Annotated in this window: 12 protein-coding genes and 1 pseudogene; 9 read left to right on the forward strand and 4 right to left on the reverse strand. The window is 67.2% G+C overall.

Annotated features, from left to right (window positions below; genetic code table 11):
* Window positions 1-36: 36 nt before the first annotated feature.
* The 6 genes from QE394_RS16040 to QE394_RS16065 all read left to right on the forward strand — a co-directional run bounded on the left by QE394_RS16040 (window position 37) and on the right by QE394_RS16065 (window position 10,782).
* Window positions 37-1,683, forward strand: coding sequence for a response regulator transcription factor (locus tag QE394_RS16040; RefSeq protein WP_349035054.1), 1,647 nt, complete (start codon window positions 37-39; stop codon window positions 1,681-1,683).
* Between the two features lie 93 nt (window positions 1,684-1,776).
* Window positions 1,777-2,913, forward strand: coding sequence for an NAD(P)-binding domain-containing protein (locus QE394_RS16045; RefSeq protein WP_349035055.1), 1,137 nt, complete (start codon window positions 1,777-1,779; stop codon window positions 2,911-2,913).
* Between the two features lie 37 nt (window positions 2,914-2,950).
* Complete coding sequence (locus QE394_RS16050; RefSeq protein WP_349035056.1) at window positions 2,951-5,014, forward strand: acyltransferase family protein; 2,064 nt, start codon at window positions 2,951-2,953, stop codon at window positions 5,012-5,014.
* Window positions 5,011-7,074 carry an acyltransferase family protein gene (locus tag QE394_RS16055; protein WP_349035057.1) on the forward strand — a complete coding sequence of 688 codons (2,064 nt, stop codon included), beginning with the start codon at window positions 5,011-5,013 and terminating at the stop codon, window positions 7,072-7,074. The genes QE394_RS16050 and QE394_RS16055 overlap by 4 nt, the downstream gene beginning before the upstream one ends.
* A gap of 247 nt (window positions 7,075-7,321) precedes the next feature.
* Complete coding sequence (gene guaB, locus QE394_RS16060; RefSeq protein ID WP_056075184.1) at window positions 7,322-8,833, forward strand: IMP dehydrogenase; 1,512 nt, start codon at window positions 7,322-7,324, stop codon at window positions 8,831-8,833.
* Window positions 8,834-8,922: 89 nt separating this feature from the next.
* A complete protein-coding gene (locus tag QE394_RS16065) occupies window positions 8,923-10,782 on the forward strand; it encodes an ABC transporter ATP-binding protein (protein WP_349035058.1) in 1,860 nt (619 codons plus the stop codon).
* A gap of 1 nt (window position 10,783) precedes the next feature.
* Here the strand turns inward: QE394_RS16065 and QE394_RS16070 are convergent, their stop codons facing one another.
* The 4 genes from QE394_RS16070 to QE394_RS16085 are packed head-to-tail and all read right to left on the reverse strand — an operon-like array spanning window position 10,784 to window position 13,647.
* Window positions 10,784-11,404 carry a hypothetical protein gene (locus QE394_RS16070; RefSeq protein ID WP_349035059.1) on the reverse strand — a complete coding sequence of 207 codons (621 nt, stop codon included), beginning with the start codon at window positions 11,402-11,404 and terminating at the stop codon, window positions 10,784-10,786.
* A gap of 21 nt (window positions 11,405-11,425) precedes the next feature.
* Complete coding sequence (locus QE394_RS16075) at window positions 11,426-12,073, reverse strand: hypothetical protein (protein ID WP_056075175.1); 648 nt, start codon at window positions 12,071-12,073, stop codon at window positions 11,426-11,428.
* Entirely contained in the window at window positions 12,070-12,702 is a 633-nt protein-coding gene (locus QE394_RS16080) for a hypothetical protein (RefSeq protein WP_349035060.1), read from the reverse strand. Before QE394_RS16080 ends, QE394_RS16075 begins: the two co-directional genes overlap by 4 nt.
* Window positions 12,703-12,753: 51 nt before the next feature.
* The gene (locus QE394_RS16085; protein ID WP_349035061.1) at window positions 12,754-13,647 is read right to left on the reverse strand and encodes a hypothetical protein; all 894 of its coding nucleotides are present in this window, start codon (window positions 13,645-13,647) and stop codon (window positions 12,754-12,756) included.
* A 172-nt stretch (window positions 13,648-13,819) separates the two neighbouring features.
* Here QE394_RS16085 and QE394_RS16090 point away from each other — a divergent pair, with 172 nt between their 5' ends.
* The 3 genes and pseudogenes from QE394_RS16090 to QE394_RS16100 all read left to right on the forward strand — a co-directional run bounded on the left by QE394_RS16090 (window position 13,820) and on the right by QE394_RS16100 (window position 17,331).
* Entirely contained in the window at window positions 13,820-14,956 is a 1,137-nt protein-coding gene (locus QE394_RS16090) for a GuaB3 family IMP dehydrogenase-related protein (protein ID WP_056075168.1), read from the forward strand.
* 105 nt (window positions 14,957-15,061) lie between these two features.
* A pseudogene (locus tag QE394_RS16095) lies at window positions 15,062-16,803 on the forward strand (glycerol-3-phosphate dehydrogenase/oxidase).
* Window positions 16,804-16,842: 39 nt separating this feature from the next.
* Window positions 16,843-17,331 (forward strand): PTS sugar transporter subunit IIA, encoded by a 489-nt coding sequence (locus QE394_RS16100; protein WP_056075161.1) that lies wholly within the window; start codon window positions 16,843-16,845, stop codon window positions 17,329-17,331.
* Window positions 17,332-17,359 lie beyond the last annotated feature (28 nt).

Genomic DNA, 17,359 nt, shown 5'->3' on the forward strand with positions numbered 1-17,359 from the left:
GCGGGCCGGCTCGGCGGGTATCCGGAAGGAGGCCAGGTGTCGGCTGAAACAGGACTGGATGACGGCCTGGACCGCGGCCGCGCGGCATTCCGCGAGCAGCGTTGGACCGATGCCTTCCAAACCCTGCGGGAAGCAGACCAATCGGGCGGACTTCCCGCGGCGGACCTCGAACGCCTTGCCACCGCCGAAATCCTGACCGGCAGCGCCGCTGCCGGGTTTGCGTCGCTGACCCGGGCCCATGAGGAATACCTGGTGGTAGGCGACCTTGCCGGGGCCGCCCGCTGTGCGGGCTGGATGGCAATCCACCTCATGCACTTTGGCGAGGGAGAACGTGCGGGCGGGTGGCTGGCCCGGGGGCAGCGGCTGGTGGCGGAGATCCCGCGGCCGGACGCCGTCGAGGGGTTCCTGATGATCCCGATGTCCCTGGCACGCCTGCACCAGGGTGACCCCGGGGGAGCCCTTGAGCTGCTCGCCCGGGCCGCCGGCATTGGCCAGGCCTTCCAGGACCGGGACCTCATGGCGCTCGCCCTGCTCGGTACCGGCCAGGCAGCGGTGGGACAGGGCCGGGTGGAGGAGGGCCTGCAGATCTTCGACGAGGTCATGGTTGCGGTCACAGCCGGTGAAGTTTCGGCCATACCGTCGGGGATTGCCTACTGCGCCGTCATTGCATCCTGCCAGCTGGCCTTCGACCTCGGCCGGGCACTGGAATGGACGGCAGCACTTGACCGCTGGTGTGCCGGGCAGCCGGACATGGCGGCATTCAGCGGCCAGTGCCAGGCCCACCGGGCAGAGCTCTTCCGCTGGCACGGAGCCTGGGAAGAGGCGCTGGCCGCGGCCACCACGGCGGATGCACGCACTGCGGGCAACGACCCCGAGGTGCTGTTCGGAGCCAACTACCAGCGGGGCGAGGTGCAGCGGCTTCGCGGCCAGCTGGACGCGGCAGGCCTTTCCTTCAGCAGTGCTGCCAACAGCGGGTTTGAGCCGCAGCCGGGCCTGGCCCTCCTGGTACTCCAGCGCGGAGACATACAGCAGGCACAGTCGATGATCCGCAGGGCAGCCGGAACCGCGGACGCCGCCATCCGACGGCACCTGTTGCCTGCACTGGTGGAAATCGAACTGGCAGTTCCGGATGTGGCGGCGGCACGGCAGGGAGCCGATGAACTGGGCCGCTTCGCCGCAGGGTCCGCCACGCCCATGGTGCGCGCCGTCGCGGCCCAGGCTGACGGCGCTGTCCGGCTGGCGGAGGCAGACCCACTGGGGGCCTGCGCAGCACTGCGGCGGGCATGGCGCCTCTGGTTCGACCTCGGCGTGCCCTATGAGGCCGCGCGGTGCAGGGTGCTCATCGGGCAGGCCTGCCTGGGGCTTGGCGACGAAACTTCGGCCGACATGGAGCTCGCTGCCGCGCACGAGGCGCTGGCCGGACTCGGTGCAGCGCCTGCCGCTGCGTGGGCGGCCTCGCTGATGCCGCGTGGCCGTGGCAAGGTGGCCGGGCCGCTCACCCCGCGCGAGGAGCAGGTCCTGCGGCTGGTGGCGTCCGGGCAGGGAAACCGTGCCATCGCCGTCGGGCTCTTCCTTAGTGAAAAGACGGTGGCACGCCACGTCAGCAACATCTTCCTCAAGCTGGGCCTCACGTCGCGGGCAGCCGCCACGCGTTATGCCTTCAAACACGGGCTCGCCGGCTGATCGCTGCTGGGTAGAAATACCCATTGGAGGGCACCGCGGATTTGCACACTTTTGCCGACGCACGCCGGGCGGGCCCGGGCATAGCCTCAGAGCATGAACGAGAACACCACCGGTACTGCAGGTACCAACAGCGCTCCGGAAGTGCTGGACACCCTGGTGATCGGCGGCGGGCAGGCAGGGCTGGCGATCGGCCACCATCTGTCCCGCCAGGGCCGGCAATTCCTGATTCTCGATGCCAACCCGAGGATCGGTGACGGCTGGAGGTTGCGCTGGGATTCCCTGCGCCTCTTCACCCCGGCAAAATACAACGGACTTCCCGGAGTTCCCTTTCCGGCGGATCCGCTGTCCTTTCCCGGCAAGGACGACATGGCCGACTACCTGGAACGCTACGCGGCCGGCCTGGAGCTTCCGGTGCTGACGGGAGTCAGGGTGGAACGCCTCTGGCGTGAGGGCGGCCGCTTTGTGGCCGCCGCGAAGGGGCAGCAATGGGAGGCCCACAACGTGGTCCTGGCCACGGGCGCGGAACGGCATCCCAAGGTTCCGCCGTTTGCCGCGGAACTGACGGACTCAATAGTGCAGTTCCACTCCAGCGCCTACAAGAACCCCTCACAACTCCAGGACGGCCCCGTCCTGGTGGTGGGACTGGGCAACTCCGGAGCCGAAATCGCCAAAGAGGTGGCCCGCACCCACGCAACACTTGTTGCCGCGAACGCGCCCAAGGAAATGCCGTTCAAGCACGGCCGGACAACAGCCCGCTTCATCCTGCCCCTGGTCCGGTTCGCAGGCCTGCACGTCCTGAGCCTGGGCACCCCGGTGGGACGGAAGGTTGCGCCGGAGTTCACAGCCCACGGGGCGCCACTGATCAGGACCAAGCGCCGCGACCTCGCTGCCGCCGGTGTCCAGTTCGTCCCCAGGGTCAGCGGCGTGGAGGGCGGGCTGCCTGTCCTCGCAAACGGGACGCGCCCAGACGTCGCAAACGTCATCTGGTGCACGGGATACCAGGAGGACCTGGACTGGGTTGACCCGGCCCTGGCCGGCGCCGGGGAAGGACAGCGGCAGTACCGCGGGGAAGCTCTGGACACTCCCGGCCTCTACTTCCTCGGCCGGAATTTCCAGTACGCCGCGGCGTCCGCCACAGTGACCGGAAGCGTCCGCGATGCCCGGTATCTGGCCGGCAGGCTGCCGGAACGACACGCTGTAGATTCGGGAAGGAGCGCCGCCTTCCGCTAAACTCGACGGTTGATTACGCGCTCCGAAGGGTTTGATTGTGCCAACACTGTGGACCAAGGGAGCGACGGCGCCTGCCGCTGACCGCCGGCAGGCGTCCCGAAAGTCGTCATATCGCCCCGAAATCCAGGGCCTTCGATCCCTCGCTGTCCTCATGGTGGTGACCTACCACGTGTGGTTCGGAAGGGTGTCAGGGGGCGTGGACGTCTTCCTCCTGATCTCCGCGTTCCTGATGACCTTCCAGTTCGTCGGGCGCCACGAGCGCAGGGAGCCTTTCGCCCTGCGCAAGCACTGGCTGCACCTGTTCCGGAGGCTCCTTCCCGCCGCCGTCACCGTCATTGTTGCCACCCTGGCCGTCTCCTACCTGGTCCTGCCGCGGACCCGGTGGCTGGACCTCATCGACCAGGGCTGGGCTTCGCTGTTCTACTCGGAGAACCGGCTTCTGCAGGCGCAGGCCGTGGACTACTACGCGAACGACCACAGCCTTGCCAGCCCCCTGCAGCACTTCTGGTCGCTGTCCATCCAGGGCCAGGTGTTCATCCTGTGGCCGCTGATCTTCCTCGCCGCCGCCTGGGCGGCCCGCCGGTTCAGACTTTCCTACCGGCCGCTGCTGGCCTACGTGTTCTTCCTCGTATTCCTCGTCTCGCTGGCGTATTCGATCTACTTCACGGCCACCAACCAGGTCCAGGCATACTTCGACACAGGCGCCCGGCTCTGGGAATTCGCATTGGGCACGCTGGTGGCCCTTGTCCTTCCCGGGCTGCGGCTGTCCCGTGCTGTGCGCATCGCCATGGGCTGGGTGGGTGTCATCGCCATGCTCGCCTGCGGCATCCTGCTCAACGTCCAGGCAGCTTTTCCCGGCGTGGCAGCACTGTGGCCAACCGTCGCGGCCGCATTCGTCATTGTGGCCGGCCAGACGCAAAGCCCGGCCGGCGTGGACCGGATCCTCAGCTCCAAACCCCTGGTCAAGCTGGGAGACATCTCCTACGGGCTGTACCTCTGGCATTGGCCGGTGCTGGTGCTCGCGCTGGCATGGACCGGAAAGGAACATGCGGGCTGGCTGTCCGGCACGGTCATCATCGTCTCGGCGCTTGCCCTCGCGTACCTGACCACACGCTTTATTGAAAAGCCCTGGCGGGAATGGAAGTGGCCCGAGGCCAGGAAACGCCGTGCCGTGCTGGCCATCATGCTGGCCGTTTCCGTGGCGGCGGCGCCCCTGGCGCTGTGGCGCAACCAGCTGGACACAGAGCGCCGGGTGGCCCAGGAGCAGAAAGTGGCGAACAATCCGGGCTCGCGGGCGCTGGATCCGGCGTTCACCGGCACCGTGCCGGCCGGCGACGTCACCCTGCTGCCGACTGCCACCGACCTGCCCCAGAACTGGGTTTCACTCGACGGGCCCTGCACGGGCGACATCACTCCGCAGGACCAGGCGGTGAAGGACACCTGCTTTGAACAGAAGCCATCCGGTAATCCGTCGCGTCGCGTCCTGGTGCTGGGGGACAGCCATGCGCAGCAGTGGTCCGGAGCCGTCAAACCCATCGCCGCGCAAAACAACTGGCTCCTGTACTCCATGCTGAAGGGCGCCTGCAAAGTCGCGCCGGCCGGGAAGGCGGCCAGCGACGATTGCGAAACCTACAACGCTTCCGTCCAGAAAGAGATCGAGCGGCAGCAGCCGGATGCCATCATCCTGCTGGGCACCGCAGCGGCGCCTTCCAGTTTCGCAGAGGAACTGACGCCGGGCTTCGCGGACCTTGTGGGGCCGTGGATGGACAAGGGCATCGACGTGGTGGCACTCAGGGACAATCCCCGGTTTACATTCAACATGGCCGAATGTGTGGTGACGGACGGCCCGGACGCCCAGTCATGCCGCCCGGCCGTGCGGGACGCCCTGGCGCCGGAGAATCCCCTGGCCGCCCTCAAGGACAGCCTGCCGGATCTGGCAATCCTGGACCTCACAGACCGTATCTGCACGGCAACAGAATGTCCGGGAGTGGTCGGGAACATCTTCGTGTACCTGGACGACAACCACCTCACCGCCGAATACACCGAAAGCATGGCTGACGAGTTTGGCAGGCGCTTCTTCGAAGCAACGGGGTGGAAATGACAGGCAGCGATAAGGTGCAGCCGGCGGCAGGTGCCAAGACCCGGACGGCCTCCTTCAGGCCAGAGGTCCAGGGACTGCGGGCCCTCGCCGTCCTGATGGTCGTGGCCTACCACGTCTGGCTGGGGAGGGTCTCCGGTGGCGTGGACATCTTCCTGCTGATTTCGGCCTTCCTCCTCACGCTGTCCTTCGTCCGGAAAGCCGAAACGGGCCGCCCCTTCGGGTTGCTGGGACACTGGCTGCACCTCTTTAAGCGCCTGCTGCCCGCCGCCGTCGTGGTCATCCTCGGCGTGCTGGCCGGCACCTGGCTGATCCTGCCGCAGGGCCGCTGGCCGCAGATCCTGGACCAGGCCTGGGCCTCCCTGCTGTACCGGCAGAACTGGCTGCTTGCCGACACCGCCGTGGATTACTACGCCCAGGACCACGCCGGAGCCAGCCCGCTGCAACACTTCTGGTCGCTGTCCATCCAAGGCCAGGTATTCATCCTCTGGCCGCTCATCTTCGCGGCCGCCGCCGGCATCCTCGCTGTGCTGCGCCGCCTCCCGGCCTGCGCAGGACTGACCTACCGGGGCCTCCTGGGTGTCGGCTTCGGCGCCGTGTTCGCAGTGTCGCTGGCCTACTCCATTGAACAAACGGCAGGCAACCAGGCCTACGCCTACTTCGACACCCGGGCCAGGCTTTGGGAGTTCGCACTGGGCTCCCTGCTGGCGCTCGCACTGCCGTACCTCAAACCCGGCAAGGCGCTGCGTGTTGTTCTGGGCTGGGCCGGCCTGGTCGGAATGGTGTCGTGCGGCCTCCTCCTGACGGTGGACAGGTCCTTCCCCGGTTTCGTGGCGCTGTGGCCCACCCTGTCCGCCGCCGCGATCATCGTGGCAGGACAGACCGGGAGCCGGTACGGCGTGGACCGTGTGCTCAGCAGCAAGCCGGCCGTGGCGCTGGGCGACAACTCCTACGCCCTGTACCTGTGGCACTGGCCGGTACTGGTCCTCGCGCTCGCGGCCACCGGCGTCCAAGCCCCGAACCTCATGCAGGGGCTGGGCATCGTCGGTGCGTCCGTCCTGCTGGCCGTCCTCACCACCCGGTTCGTGGAGAAACCGCTGCGGGACTGGCACTGGCCCAAGCTGCGGGCCTGGCGCACCGCCGTCGTGATTGCCGCCTGCGGTGCCATCCTCGCGGGACCCGTTTCCGTCTGGCAGACCTTCCTCACCGCGGAGGAAACCGCGACGGCGGCCCAGCCGAGGGAGCTGACGCCCGGCGCCGCGGTGCTCACCCCGGGGATCGAAGCGGACCCCGCGCCCGCCGCGAGGATCATCCCCGGGCCCTCAGCCCTGGACAATGACTGGGCCGGTATCCAGACCCCCTGCAGCGGGTCCAACGCCACGGACGATCCCATCCTGGAAGGGTGCCGCCAGGAAATCCCCGAAGGCGGCGGCACCAAGCGCATCGTCGTCCTGGGCGATTCCCACTCGCAGCAGTACCTCGGCGCGCTGGCCCCCATCGCGGCGGCCAAAGGCTGGGAACTGGTCACGCTGCTGATGCCTGCCTGCAGGTTCGGTGCCGAGTCGGACACCAGGACCGCCGAATGCAACGCCTACAACAGGGCAAGCGCTGGCTACGTGCTGGAACACCGGCCCGACGCCGTCTTCACCGTGGCATCCCTGACGCACGAGGAAGCCCCGTTCGAAACGGAGGTCCCCGGCTACCTGGACGGCATCCGCCCGTTTGCTGACGCGGGGATCGAAATCCTGGGCATCCGCGACAACCCCAGGTTCACGTTCAACATGCCCGAGTGCGTCCAGCGCAACGGTGCGGACGCTCCGGAATGCAACCCGCCCGTCGCCGAGTCCCTGGTGGAGCCTTCGCCGCTGGAAAATTACCGCGGCAAGGTGGATGGCCTGCACCTGATGGACATGAGCGACTTCATCTGCGCCCGCGGCGTCTGCCCCGCGGTGGTGGGCAATGTCTATGTGTACAAGGACGACAACCACCTGAGCAGGACCTACGCCGAATCCATGATTCCCATGTTCGAGCAACGGATGCTGGCCGCCACCGGCTGGACCTGAGCCAGGTCCTTGCGGGCCGCACGCCGAGGCGTGGGGCCGGGGGAGTGCGGTTGCTCACATCGTCCGGCTGGAATAGGGGGATTGGCGCGAAGGTTCTAATATTTACTCAACACTTTCTGCTCCGGATGGCCGGCCGACGCTAGCGGCGTTTCCGGAGTGTGTCCTGCACAGGCCAGTTCCGTAATGACGGGCTGGTCATCGGCTGCAACCCCTACCCGCCCCAGCAACCAAGGTAAGAGGCGCACTCATGACCGAGCCCGAACACAACCCCTTTGGCCTCATCGGCCTGACCTACGACGACGTCCTGCTCCTGCCGGGGCACACGGACGTCATCCCGTCGGACGCCGACACTTCCTCCCGGATCTCCAAGCGGATCACCGTGCAGACCCCGCTGCTGTCAGCTGCAATGGACACCGTTACGGAGTCCCGCATGGCCATCGCCATGGCCCGCCAGGGCGGCTTGGGCGTGGTGCACCGCAACCTGTCCATCGCCGACCAGGCCGACCAGGTTGACCGCGTCAAGCGCAGCGAGTCGGGCATGATCACCAATCCGCTGACCATCCGCCCGGAGGCCACCCTCCGCGAGCTTGATGACCTCTGCGCGCAGTACCGCGTCTCGGGCCTGCCTGTGGTGGATGAGGCGAACCGCCTGCTGGGCATCGTCACCAACCGCGACACCCGCTTCGTGCCGGAGTCCGACTTTCCGCTGCGGCTCGTCAGCGACGTCATGACCAAAATGCCCCTGATCACCGGGCATGTGGGGATCAGCCGCGATGAAGCTTCGCACAAGCTGGCCACCAACAAGATCGAGAAGCTGCCCCTGGTTGACGAGCAGGGCCGGCTCAAGGGCCTGATCACAACCAAGGACTTCACCAAGGCCGAGCAGTACCCCCTGGCCACCAAGGATGACGAAGGCCGCCTCCGCGTCGGCGCAGCCATCGGCTTCTTCGGGGACGGCTGGGAGCGCGCCATGACGCTGATCGACGCCGGCGTTGACGCCCTGTTCGTGGACACCGCCAACGGCCACTCGCAGGGTGTTCTGGACATGATCAGGCGGCTCAAGTCGGACCCCGTGGCTGCCCACGTGGACGTCATCGGCGGCCAGGCAGCCACCCGCGAAGGCGCGCAGGCGCTGATCGACGCGGGCGCTGACGGCATCAAGGTTGGCGTCGGTCCCGGCTCCATCTGCACCACCCGCGTGGTGGCCGGCGTCGGCGTTCCTCAGATCACCGCCATCTACGAATCCGCCAAGGCCGCCATTCCTGCCGGCGTCCCGCTGATTGCCGACGGCGGCCTGCAGTACTCCGGCGACATCGGAAAGGCCCTGGTGGCCGGTGCTGACACGGTCATGCTCGGATCGCTCCTGGCAGGCTGTGACGAATCCCCGGGTGACCTGATTTTCGTCAACGGCAAGCAGTACAAGTCCTACCGCGGCATGGGCTCCCTGGGCGCCATGCAGTCCCGGGGCAAAAACACGTCCTACTCCAAGGACCGTTACTTCCAGGCCGACGTTTCCGGCGATGACAAGCTGATCCCCGAGGGCATCGAGGGACGCGTGGCCTACCGCGGCCCGTTGTCCTCCGTGGCGTACCAGCTCGTCGGCGGCCTGCGCCAGACCATGTTCTACACCGGCGCGCCGACCATTCCCGAACTCAAGGCCCGCGGCAAGTTTGTCCGGATCACCCCGGCGGGGCTCAAGGAATCGCACCCGCACGACATCCAAATGACGGTGGAGGCGCCGAACTACGGTTCACGCTGACGCTGGCACTGACGATGGGATGGGCAGCCTGCCCATCCCATCTTTTTTGCTGCGAAAATCCGTCCCGCCGGCGGTAATAGGCTGATGGCATGTCCCAACCGCGCCATCCGGCCGAACTAAGTCCCAAACGCGAGCCCGCACGCAGGCTGGCCCTGCGGCCCTATGCCCGCGCTGTGGCCCAGGTCCTGCGGGTGAGCTTCCGGGCGTCCCCGGGGGCCGTGGTCATGAAGGTGCTCGGCTCACTCATCTCCGCCGTCCTGCCGCTCGTCACCACCTATTTCGCGGCCCTCACCACCACTGCCCTCGCGGCGGCGTATGCCGGCGACTCCGGGGCGGGACAACGGGCCATCGTCTACGTCGTCATCACCGCAGTGCTCGGCCTTTTCTGGGGAGCCTTCACCAGCGTGGACCGCTACATCCAGCAGCTCATGAGCTTCAAGGTGGGCGCCATCGTCGGGGACCAGATGTACGAACGGTTCCTGGCACTGGAATTTTGGCGCTACGACGACAAGGAGACGGTCGATCTTTACGACCGGGCCAAGCGCTTTTCGGATTCCTATGCCCGGGTCCTGGACCGCATCGCGGCGATCTTCACGCAACTGGTCTCCGTCATCCTGGCGGTGGGGGCACTGCTGCTGGTCAGCTGGTGGATAGCGGTGATCGTCCTGGTGGCGATCATCCCCAGCGTCTACCTGCAGTTCAAGCTGTCCCGTGAACAGATAACGCACTGGAACACCCAGGTGGATTCCCGGCGGCAGCGGCGGATGATCGAAACCAACCTGCTCCGCCCCCAGCACATCGCCGAGATGCGGCTCTACGGCGTGGTCGGTTTCCTGATGGGCCTCAGGTCCCGCCTGCGGGACGCGGACGAACGGCGCCGGCTCGATTACCAGCGGCGCTACATTCCCCGCCAGCTGGCCGCCGACGCCCTCCAGTACGGTGCTGAGGTGGTTTCGCTGATCTGGGTGGTGGGCCAGATCATTGCGCACGCCCAGCCTGTGGGCCAGTTCCTCTACGTCCAGCAGATCGTCAGCCGGGCCCTGTCCACGGCGAACAACCTCGTCTCCTCGCTCAGCTCCATCGACGAGGACCTTGCCAATCTTAAGGATTACGAACTGTTCATGGACCTGCCCGTCCACTCCGGGCACGCCCCGCCGCTGCCGGCCGCTCCGCGCCAAGTGGACCTCCGGGACATCCGCTTCACCTACACGGGCAGCGACGTGGAGGTGATCCGCGGCATCAGCATGACCATCCGGGAGGGCCAGCACATCGCCATCGTGGGGGAGAACGGTGCCGGCAAATCGACGCTGATCCGCATCCTCGCCGGCCTCTACCGTCCGGATTCCGGGCAGGTGATGCTCGACGGCGTCGACCTCGCCGCGGTGGACGTCACCTCCTGGCACCGGCACCTGGCGGTGCTCAGCCAGGAGTTCCTCAAGTACGAGTTCGCCACCGCGGCAGAGAACATCTACTTCGGGGATGTGCAAAGCCCCCGGGACGAGGCCAGGATCCGCCGTTCGGCGGCAGACGCGGAGGCGCTGGACTTCATCAACAAGCTCCCCAACGGCCTGGAGAACCACGTCAGCAACTGGATGGAGGACCCGCGCGGCCGCAAGGGAAGCGGCCTGTCCGGAGGCCAATGGCAGCGGCTGGCCATGGCCCGCAACTTCTACCGGGACGCAGCGTTCATGGTGATGGACGAACCCACATCAGCCATCGATGCCCTTGCCGAGCACCGGATCTTCACCAGGCTTTTCGCGGACCGCAGCAGCACCATCATCGCCATCAGCCACCGGCTCGCCACCATCGAGAAGGCGGACGTGGTCTACATGCTGGAGGACGGACAAGTGGTGGAGCAGGGAACACACAAAGAACTGGTGGCCCTCCGCGGCCGCTACTTCCGGATGTTCGAATCCCAGCTCACCGTGGATGAAGCCGGCCAGCCCTGAATCAACGCCGGACTGGATCCTGCCCTTCCACGGTGGTACGCACCCGGGCGAGGCTGGGGCGGGGCGGCACGCTGCTGAACCCGAAGGTCACCGGCGGCAGGACCTGAGCGAGTGCCCCGGCATCGGCACCATCCCAGCTGACGACGGCGGACCTGACATGGTGGAGGTCGCTCACCCCGTAGTACTCGAGCCTGCCGCTGCCGGCGGTCCCGAACGTCCGGGCACCCGGAGCCACCAGTGACGCGAGGGGGCTGACGGCGCCCAGCCAGCGTGGATGCACGGCCAGCCGGTGCGGAAGCACTCTCAGCGCCGAACCCAGTAACGTCCTGCGCCCGGTCGCCGCCCGGATTGCCAGCGGGCCGGCATCGACCCGCAGGGCCCGGTCCGCCAGGACTGCGCGGACGTCGACCACCTGCACATCGTCAAACCTGTAGGTGGCGGAGATGAACTCCGCAATGGCTTGCGTGGGTGCCAACAGCCGCCTGTGCCCTGAGGGCTGCTGGACCATGACATCCGCAAAAGAGCCAAAGGGGGAACTCTGCCACATGCCCACCACAGCACGCAGGCCGGATGAGGTGCCGATCCCGGCAATGTGCCCGTCGAAGATCCAGCGATTGTGCATCGGGCTGCCCCAGCTACCGGCTCACAGCGGGCCGTAGCCGGCGTTGCCGTGGGGGTCCCGCCAAACCGCCAGATCTGCTTCCACAGCCCTCCGGAGCCCGGGGTTGGCCTGAACCCGCAGCCTGAATGACTGCCGGGCACGGCCCATGACCGTGGACGGGACCACGATGCATGCGACCAGGAGGGCCAAAAGCAGCACGAAGGCGCCCACCAGGGTGATGGCCGAGCCGTCACCCTTGGCAGCGGCGGAGGGCAGGTACAGCGCCAGGATCCCCGCCAAGGCAACTGCCAGGACTGACACCATGGCGATGCCGCCGCGGGCCGATCCGGGGCCACGGCTGATGAGGAGCCTGCCGGTATCCGGAAGTGACGCTCGCACCCGTTTCCAGGACCACACGCCCAGCAGCGTCAGTGCCGCCCCCAGCGGGACCAACACCAGTACCGGGGCCGGATGTCCGTACATGGCTGAAAAGAATGCACCAGCAAGGGCCAGGACGGGTCCACCCGCGATCGCGCTGCTCCAGCCGGCAGCGATGGTGCCCTGGGCATCGGCCAACTGCCGCAGCCGGGACGGCGCGTTGGGCGGGCTGATGCGGGCCAGCTCGGGCGAGAGCCAGTGGTCGAGCGAATGCGCGGGCGCGCCGGCAGGGAAGGGAATGTGGTGTGTCATGCCGGGAGCAGGCCCAGTCCCCGGCGGAGCTGGTCCTCAAGGTCCTCCGATGGCAGCGGCGCGGGGGAGGGTTTGGCGTCGTCACCGGCGACGATCTCCAGGGAACCGTCGGCCTCAGTCTTGACGTGGACGGAGTGGAAGGTGCCGTCCGCGAGGTGCCGGCGGACCGTGCCGGCCGCCGGGCGTCCGTCCGGTGCGGTCCCAAGGTAGAACGTGACCATCTCGACGGCGGTGGTGAACATGCCGTCGGCATCGGTCAGCGGGCGCAGTTCGTGCACACCGAACTTGCTGAGGCTGAGGACCAGGGCGCCGTTTTCCGAACCGAACAGGAAGTACACATGCTCCGCCTTGGGCGTTACCAGGGCGACCTCCAGCCAGGCGTCGGAGTCCGCGAGGACCCCTGCCACGCTTGCGGCCGGGCCTGCCGGCACGAGGCTTTCCCCTTCAACGGTCATCAGTCCACGTTCCAGGAGGGTAGCCACCCCCGCCTGTTCGAGCGGCGCCCCGGCAGCGTGGTCAAGCCTGAAGAGACTCTGGCACTTCAGTGCGCCCGGCGTTCCGGCCAGGGCAACCAGTGCGATGAGTTCGTGTTCGGTAATGGGCAGGGGTGCGTCTTCTTGGATAGTCACAACAGCCTTAGGGTCGACAAGTCTCGGGTCTTATTCTAGGGAAGCCGGCCCTCAGGTGAGCCAGCCCCACACCTTCTTGGCGCCGTCGGCTACGGCATCGACGGTATTCTTCGCGACGTCGGCCACGGCATCCGCCGTCTTCTTGGCGGCGTCCGCCACCATTTCGGAGGCCGATCCGTAGCCGAGGTTGGAGGCAAGCAGTCCCATGCCGCCCCAGGCGATCCCGGCCACAGCGAAGAAGGGTCCTGCGCCCGGGATGAAGCTTCCGGCCGCAAGGACCGCGGAGACGCCTCCGTCGATCGCCATTCCGGTATTGCCGGTCTCCATGCCCTGTGCCACCTGGAGCGCACCGGTGACGATGCCCAGGCCACCGGAAAGCCTGCCCAGCATGGACGTGCCATTGAGGAGCTGGGTTCCGCGCACATAGCCGACCCCCGGCACCTGCGCGTACTGCGCGCTGAGCCAAGGCCAGTTCGTGAGCTTCGTAAGGAGTCCACCCTTGGCCATGGTGGCCAGCAGGTTGTCCGCGTACAGCCCCGCGCCGGTCACGGCGGCGTTGGCGCCCCACCAGCCAGGACTCGCGGCGACGCCGAGCACACTGTCCAGAGGGTTCGTCCCGTTAGTGCCCGGGGCAGTACTGCCCGGACCCGCCGTACCGGGACCGCCGGACGAACCGCCCGTGCTGGCGTTCTCCTGCTCATCAGCCTGCGTGAGCAGGGTCTTGGAGGCTTCAAGGAGGGATTGCGACGTCTGTTTCATCATGGGACGCCACGTGTCGCTCCACTCACGGCGGAAGCGGCCCCCGTCGTTTCCCTTCCAGTCGATGGCCGACACCAGGCTGGTGATCTGGCGTTCGGTATCCATCAGGCGTGATCCGGAACGGTCCATGGATTTGGACAAGGACCGCAATTGTTCAATGTCGGCGCCGTAAAGGCCAGGGGCCATGGTGGTTCTCCTCGGAAGCTGGGCACGGGAGCGTTCACCGAAGCCCCCGCCCTAGGCTACGTGCCCGGTCCACGCCGCCGCCATGGGCAGCCCTGCCCATCCGGGCGCCTGCTTGTCCGCGCCAGGGGCAGGCCAGGCGAAGCAGCCGAACCTGCTGGGATAACCTAGAGCAGTGACTTACGAGATCGAGATTGGCCGTGGCAAGCGTGGGCGTCGTGCCTACTCCCTGGATGACATAGCTGTCGTCCCCAACCGTCGCACCCGTGACCCCAAGGACGTCTCGGTCTCGTGGCAGATCGACGCCTACCAGTTCAACATGCCGGTCATCGCCGCCCCCATGGATTCAGCCATGTCTCCCAAGACGGCCATTGCGCTTGGACGCCTCGGCGGACTGGGCGTCCTCGACCTCGAGGGCCTCTGGACCCGGTACGAGGACCCGCAGGCAGTCCTGGATGAAATCAGTGCCCTGGAGGACGAGACCAACAGTCCCGCCGTCACCGGCCGGATGCAGGAGCTCTACAAGGCCCCCATCCAGCCCGAGCTGATCACGTCCCGCCTGGCCGAAATCCGTGAAGCCGGCGTCACCGTTGCCGGCTCCCTCACGCCGCAGCGCACCCAGGAGCACTACAAGACCGTCCTGGCCGCCGGCGTCGACATCTTCGTCATCCGCGGCACCACCGTGTCCGCCGAGCACGTCTCCAAGGACCACGAACCGCTGAACCTGAAGCAGTTCATCTATGAGCTCGACGTTCCCGTGATCGTCGGCGGGGCCGCCGGCTACACGCCCGCCCTGCACCTCATGCGCACCGGCGCCGCAGGCGTCCTGGTCGGCTTCGGCGGCGGGGCAACCACCACCACCCGCCGCGCGCTGGGCATCCACGCGCCGATGGCATCGGCGATTTCCGACGTCGCCGCCGCCCGCCGCGACTACATGGACGAGTCCGGCGGGCGGTACGTCCATGTCATTGCCGACGGCGGCATGGGCACCTCAGGCGATATCGTCAAGGCGATCGCCATGGGCGCCGACGCCGTCATGCTCGGCAGTGCGCTGGCACGCGCCGAAGAAGCGCCCGGCAAGGGCTGGCATTGGGGCCAGGAAGCCCACCACCTGGAACTCCCGCGCGGGGACCGGGCCAACGTGGGGACCGTCGGGCCCATGGAGGAAGTCCTCTTCGGACCCGGCCACCACACGAACGGAACGTCCAACCTCATCGGTGCGCTGCGCCGCTCCATGGCGACCACCGGCTACTCGGACCTGAAGGAATTCCAGCGGGTCGACGTCGTGGTTTCCCCTTACGAAGGAAACTGACGCCCACGCACTCCGGCAGGGCGCCCGAAAGGGCGCCCTGCCAAAGCGTGCCCCAAGCAAGTAGGGTGGTTCTACTACCGGCACTTGAGGCACTGGAGGCGTTCAATGAAGACTGATCCTGCAGGCGGCGGGGCCCTGGGCCCGGAAGCCAGGGAAGCATCCATCCAGCGGCTGCGCGCCACGACGGAACCCGGCCAGGAGTTGGACATCCTGATTGTTGGCGGCGGGATCGTGGGAACCGGAGCGGCGCTGGACGCCGTCACCCGCGGCCTGAGCGTAGGCATTGTCGAGGCCAGTGACTGGGCAGCCGGAACGTCCTCCCGGTCATCCAAGCTCATCCACGGCGGGCTCCGCTACCTGGAGATGCTGGACTTCGCCCTGGTCAAGGAGGCTCTGCAGGAACGCGGGCTGCTGCTTTCCGAACTGGCGCCCCACCTGGCCCGGCCTGTTCCCTTCCTCTACCCGCTGACCAAGCCCTTTGTGGAACGGCCCTATGTGGGAGCGGGCATCGCCCTCTATGACGCCATGTCCGTCTCCAGCGGCCACAGCCGCGGTGTGCCCTTCCACAAGCACCTGTCCAGGCGCGGCACCCTGCGGGCGGCGCCGAGCCTGAAGAACGATGCGTTCGTGGGCTCCATCCGCTATTACGACGGGCAGGTGGATGACGCCAAGTACGTCGCCAATCTGGTCCGTACTGCCGCGCATTACGGGGCCCATGCCGTCAACCAGATGGCGGTGGTGGACTTCCTCCGCGAAGGCGAGCGGGTGGTAGGCGCCAAGGTGGAAAACCGCGAGGACGGCTCCCGGTTCAACGTCCGTGCCAAGCAGGTCATCAACGCCACGGGTGTCTGGACCGACGAAACCCAGGCCATGGTCACGGACCGCGGGCAACTGAAGGTCCGCGCGTCCAAGGGCATCCACCTGGTGGTGCCGAGGGACCGCTTCCAGTCAACCGTCGGGCTGATCCTGCGCACAGAGAAATCCGTGCTGTTCGTCATCCCGTGGGGCAGGCACTGGATCATCGGCACCACGGACACGGACTGGCACCTGGACAAGGCCCACCCTGCCGCAACCAGCAAGGACATCGACTACATCCTCGAGCACGTCAACAAGGTCCTCAAGCGGCCGCTGACCCGCGCGAAGACGTCGAAGGAGTCTACGCCGGGCTCCGGCCCCTGCTGGCCGGCGAGAACGACTCCACCGCGAAGCTCTCCCGCGAGCACGTCGTGGCCCACCCCGTGCCCGGCCTGGTGGTGGTGGCCGGCGGCAAATGGACCACCTACCGCGTGATGGCCAAGGACGCCGTGGACGAGGCCACCCGCACCATGGACGAGCGGGTGCCGCCCAGCTGCACCGAAACCATCCCGCTGCTGGGAGCCAGCGGGTTCCGGGCAGCCTGGAACCGCCGCAACCGGACGGCCGAGGAAACGGGCGTCCACGTGGCCCGCATCGAGCACCTGTTGAACCGCTACGGCTCCATGACCCCGGAAGTATTGGCCCTCATCGCAGAGAATCCGGAACTGGCCGAGCCCCTGCCGGGAGCGGATGACTACCTGCAGGCCGAAGCGGTCTACGCAGCCACCCACGAAGGCGCCCGGCACGTCCACGACGTCCTGACCCGGCGGACCCGCATTTCCATCGAGGCCTGGGACCGCGGAGTGTCCGCTGTTCCGGTTGTCGCTAAACTGATGGGTGACGTCCTCGGCTGGAGCGACGCTCAGCGCGAAAATGAGGTCCGGCACTACATTGCCCGGGTTGAGGCAGAACGGCTCAGCCAGCAACAGCCGGATGACGAATCCGCAGACGCCGCCCGCCTGGGCGTGGAAGACATCGTGCCCTTGCGCTGAGGGGCGGATGGCCGGCGCTGCTGACTGAAGGGACACGCCTTGGCGGAACCGCTTGACCCGTACGACGCCGAACTCACCACCCCGGAAATGGTCATCCTGGAGTTGGAGGCCACGGACAAGGACGACGCCGCCACGCAGCTGTCCGAGCGGTTGTTCGCCGCCGGCCGGGTGTCCGACCTTGACGGGTTCCTCAGGCACGTCAATGCCAGGGAGCACCAGCTCGCCACCGGCCTCCCGGGCGGCATCGGCCTGCCTCATGCCCGCAGTGAGTTCGTCGCCCGTACCTCCATTGCCGTGGGCATCACCAAGTACGGCCATGCCCTGGACTTCGGCGCCGCCGACGGCCCGGCAACAGTGATCCTGCTCATCGCCACCCCCGCCAGTTCCTTCTCGGACCACCTTGAGGTCCTGGCCACGCTGGCGCGGTCGCTGTCCAAGGAATCGTTCCGCGAATCGCTGCGCCGGGCCTACGACGCCGAAGTGATCGCCGAACTCATCAACTCCAGCCTGGTGTTCTTCGACCACTGACCGGGGCCTGCGGGCGTGCCCGCAGCTC

The organism is Pseudarthrobacter sp. SORGH_AS 212, from assembly GCF_030818145.1.
In the GTDB taxonomy this organism is placed as follows: Bacteria; Actinomycetota; Actinomycetes; order Actinomycetales; family Micrococcaceae; genus Arthrobacter.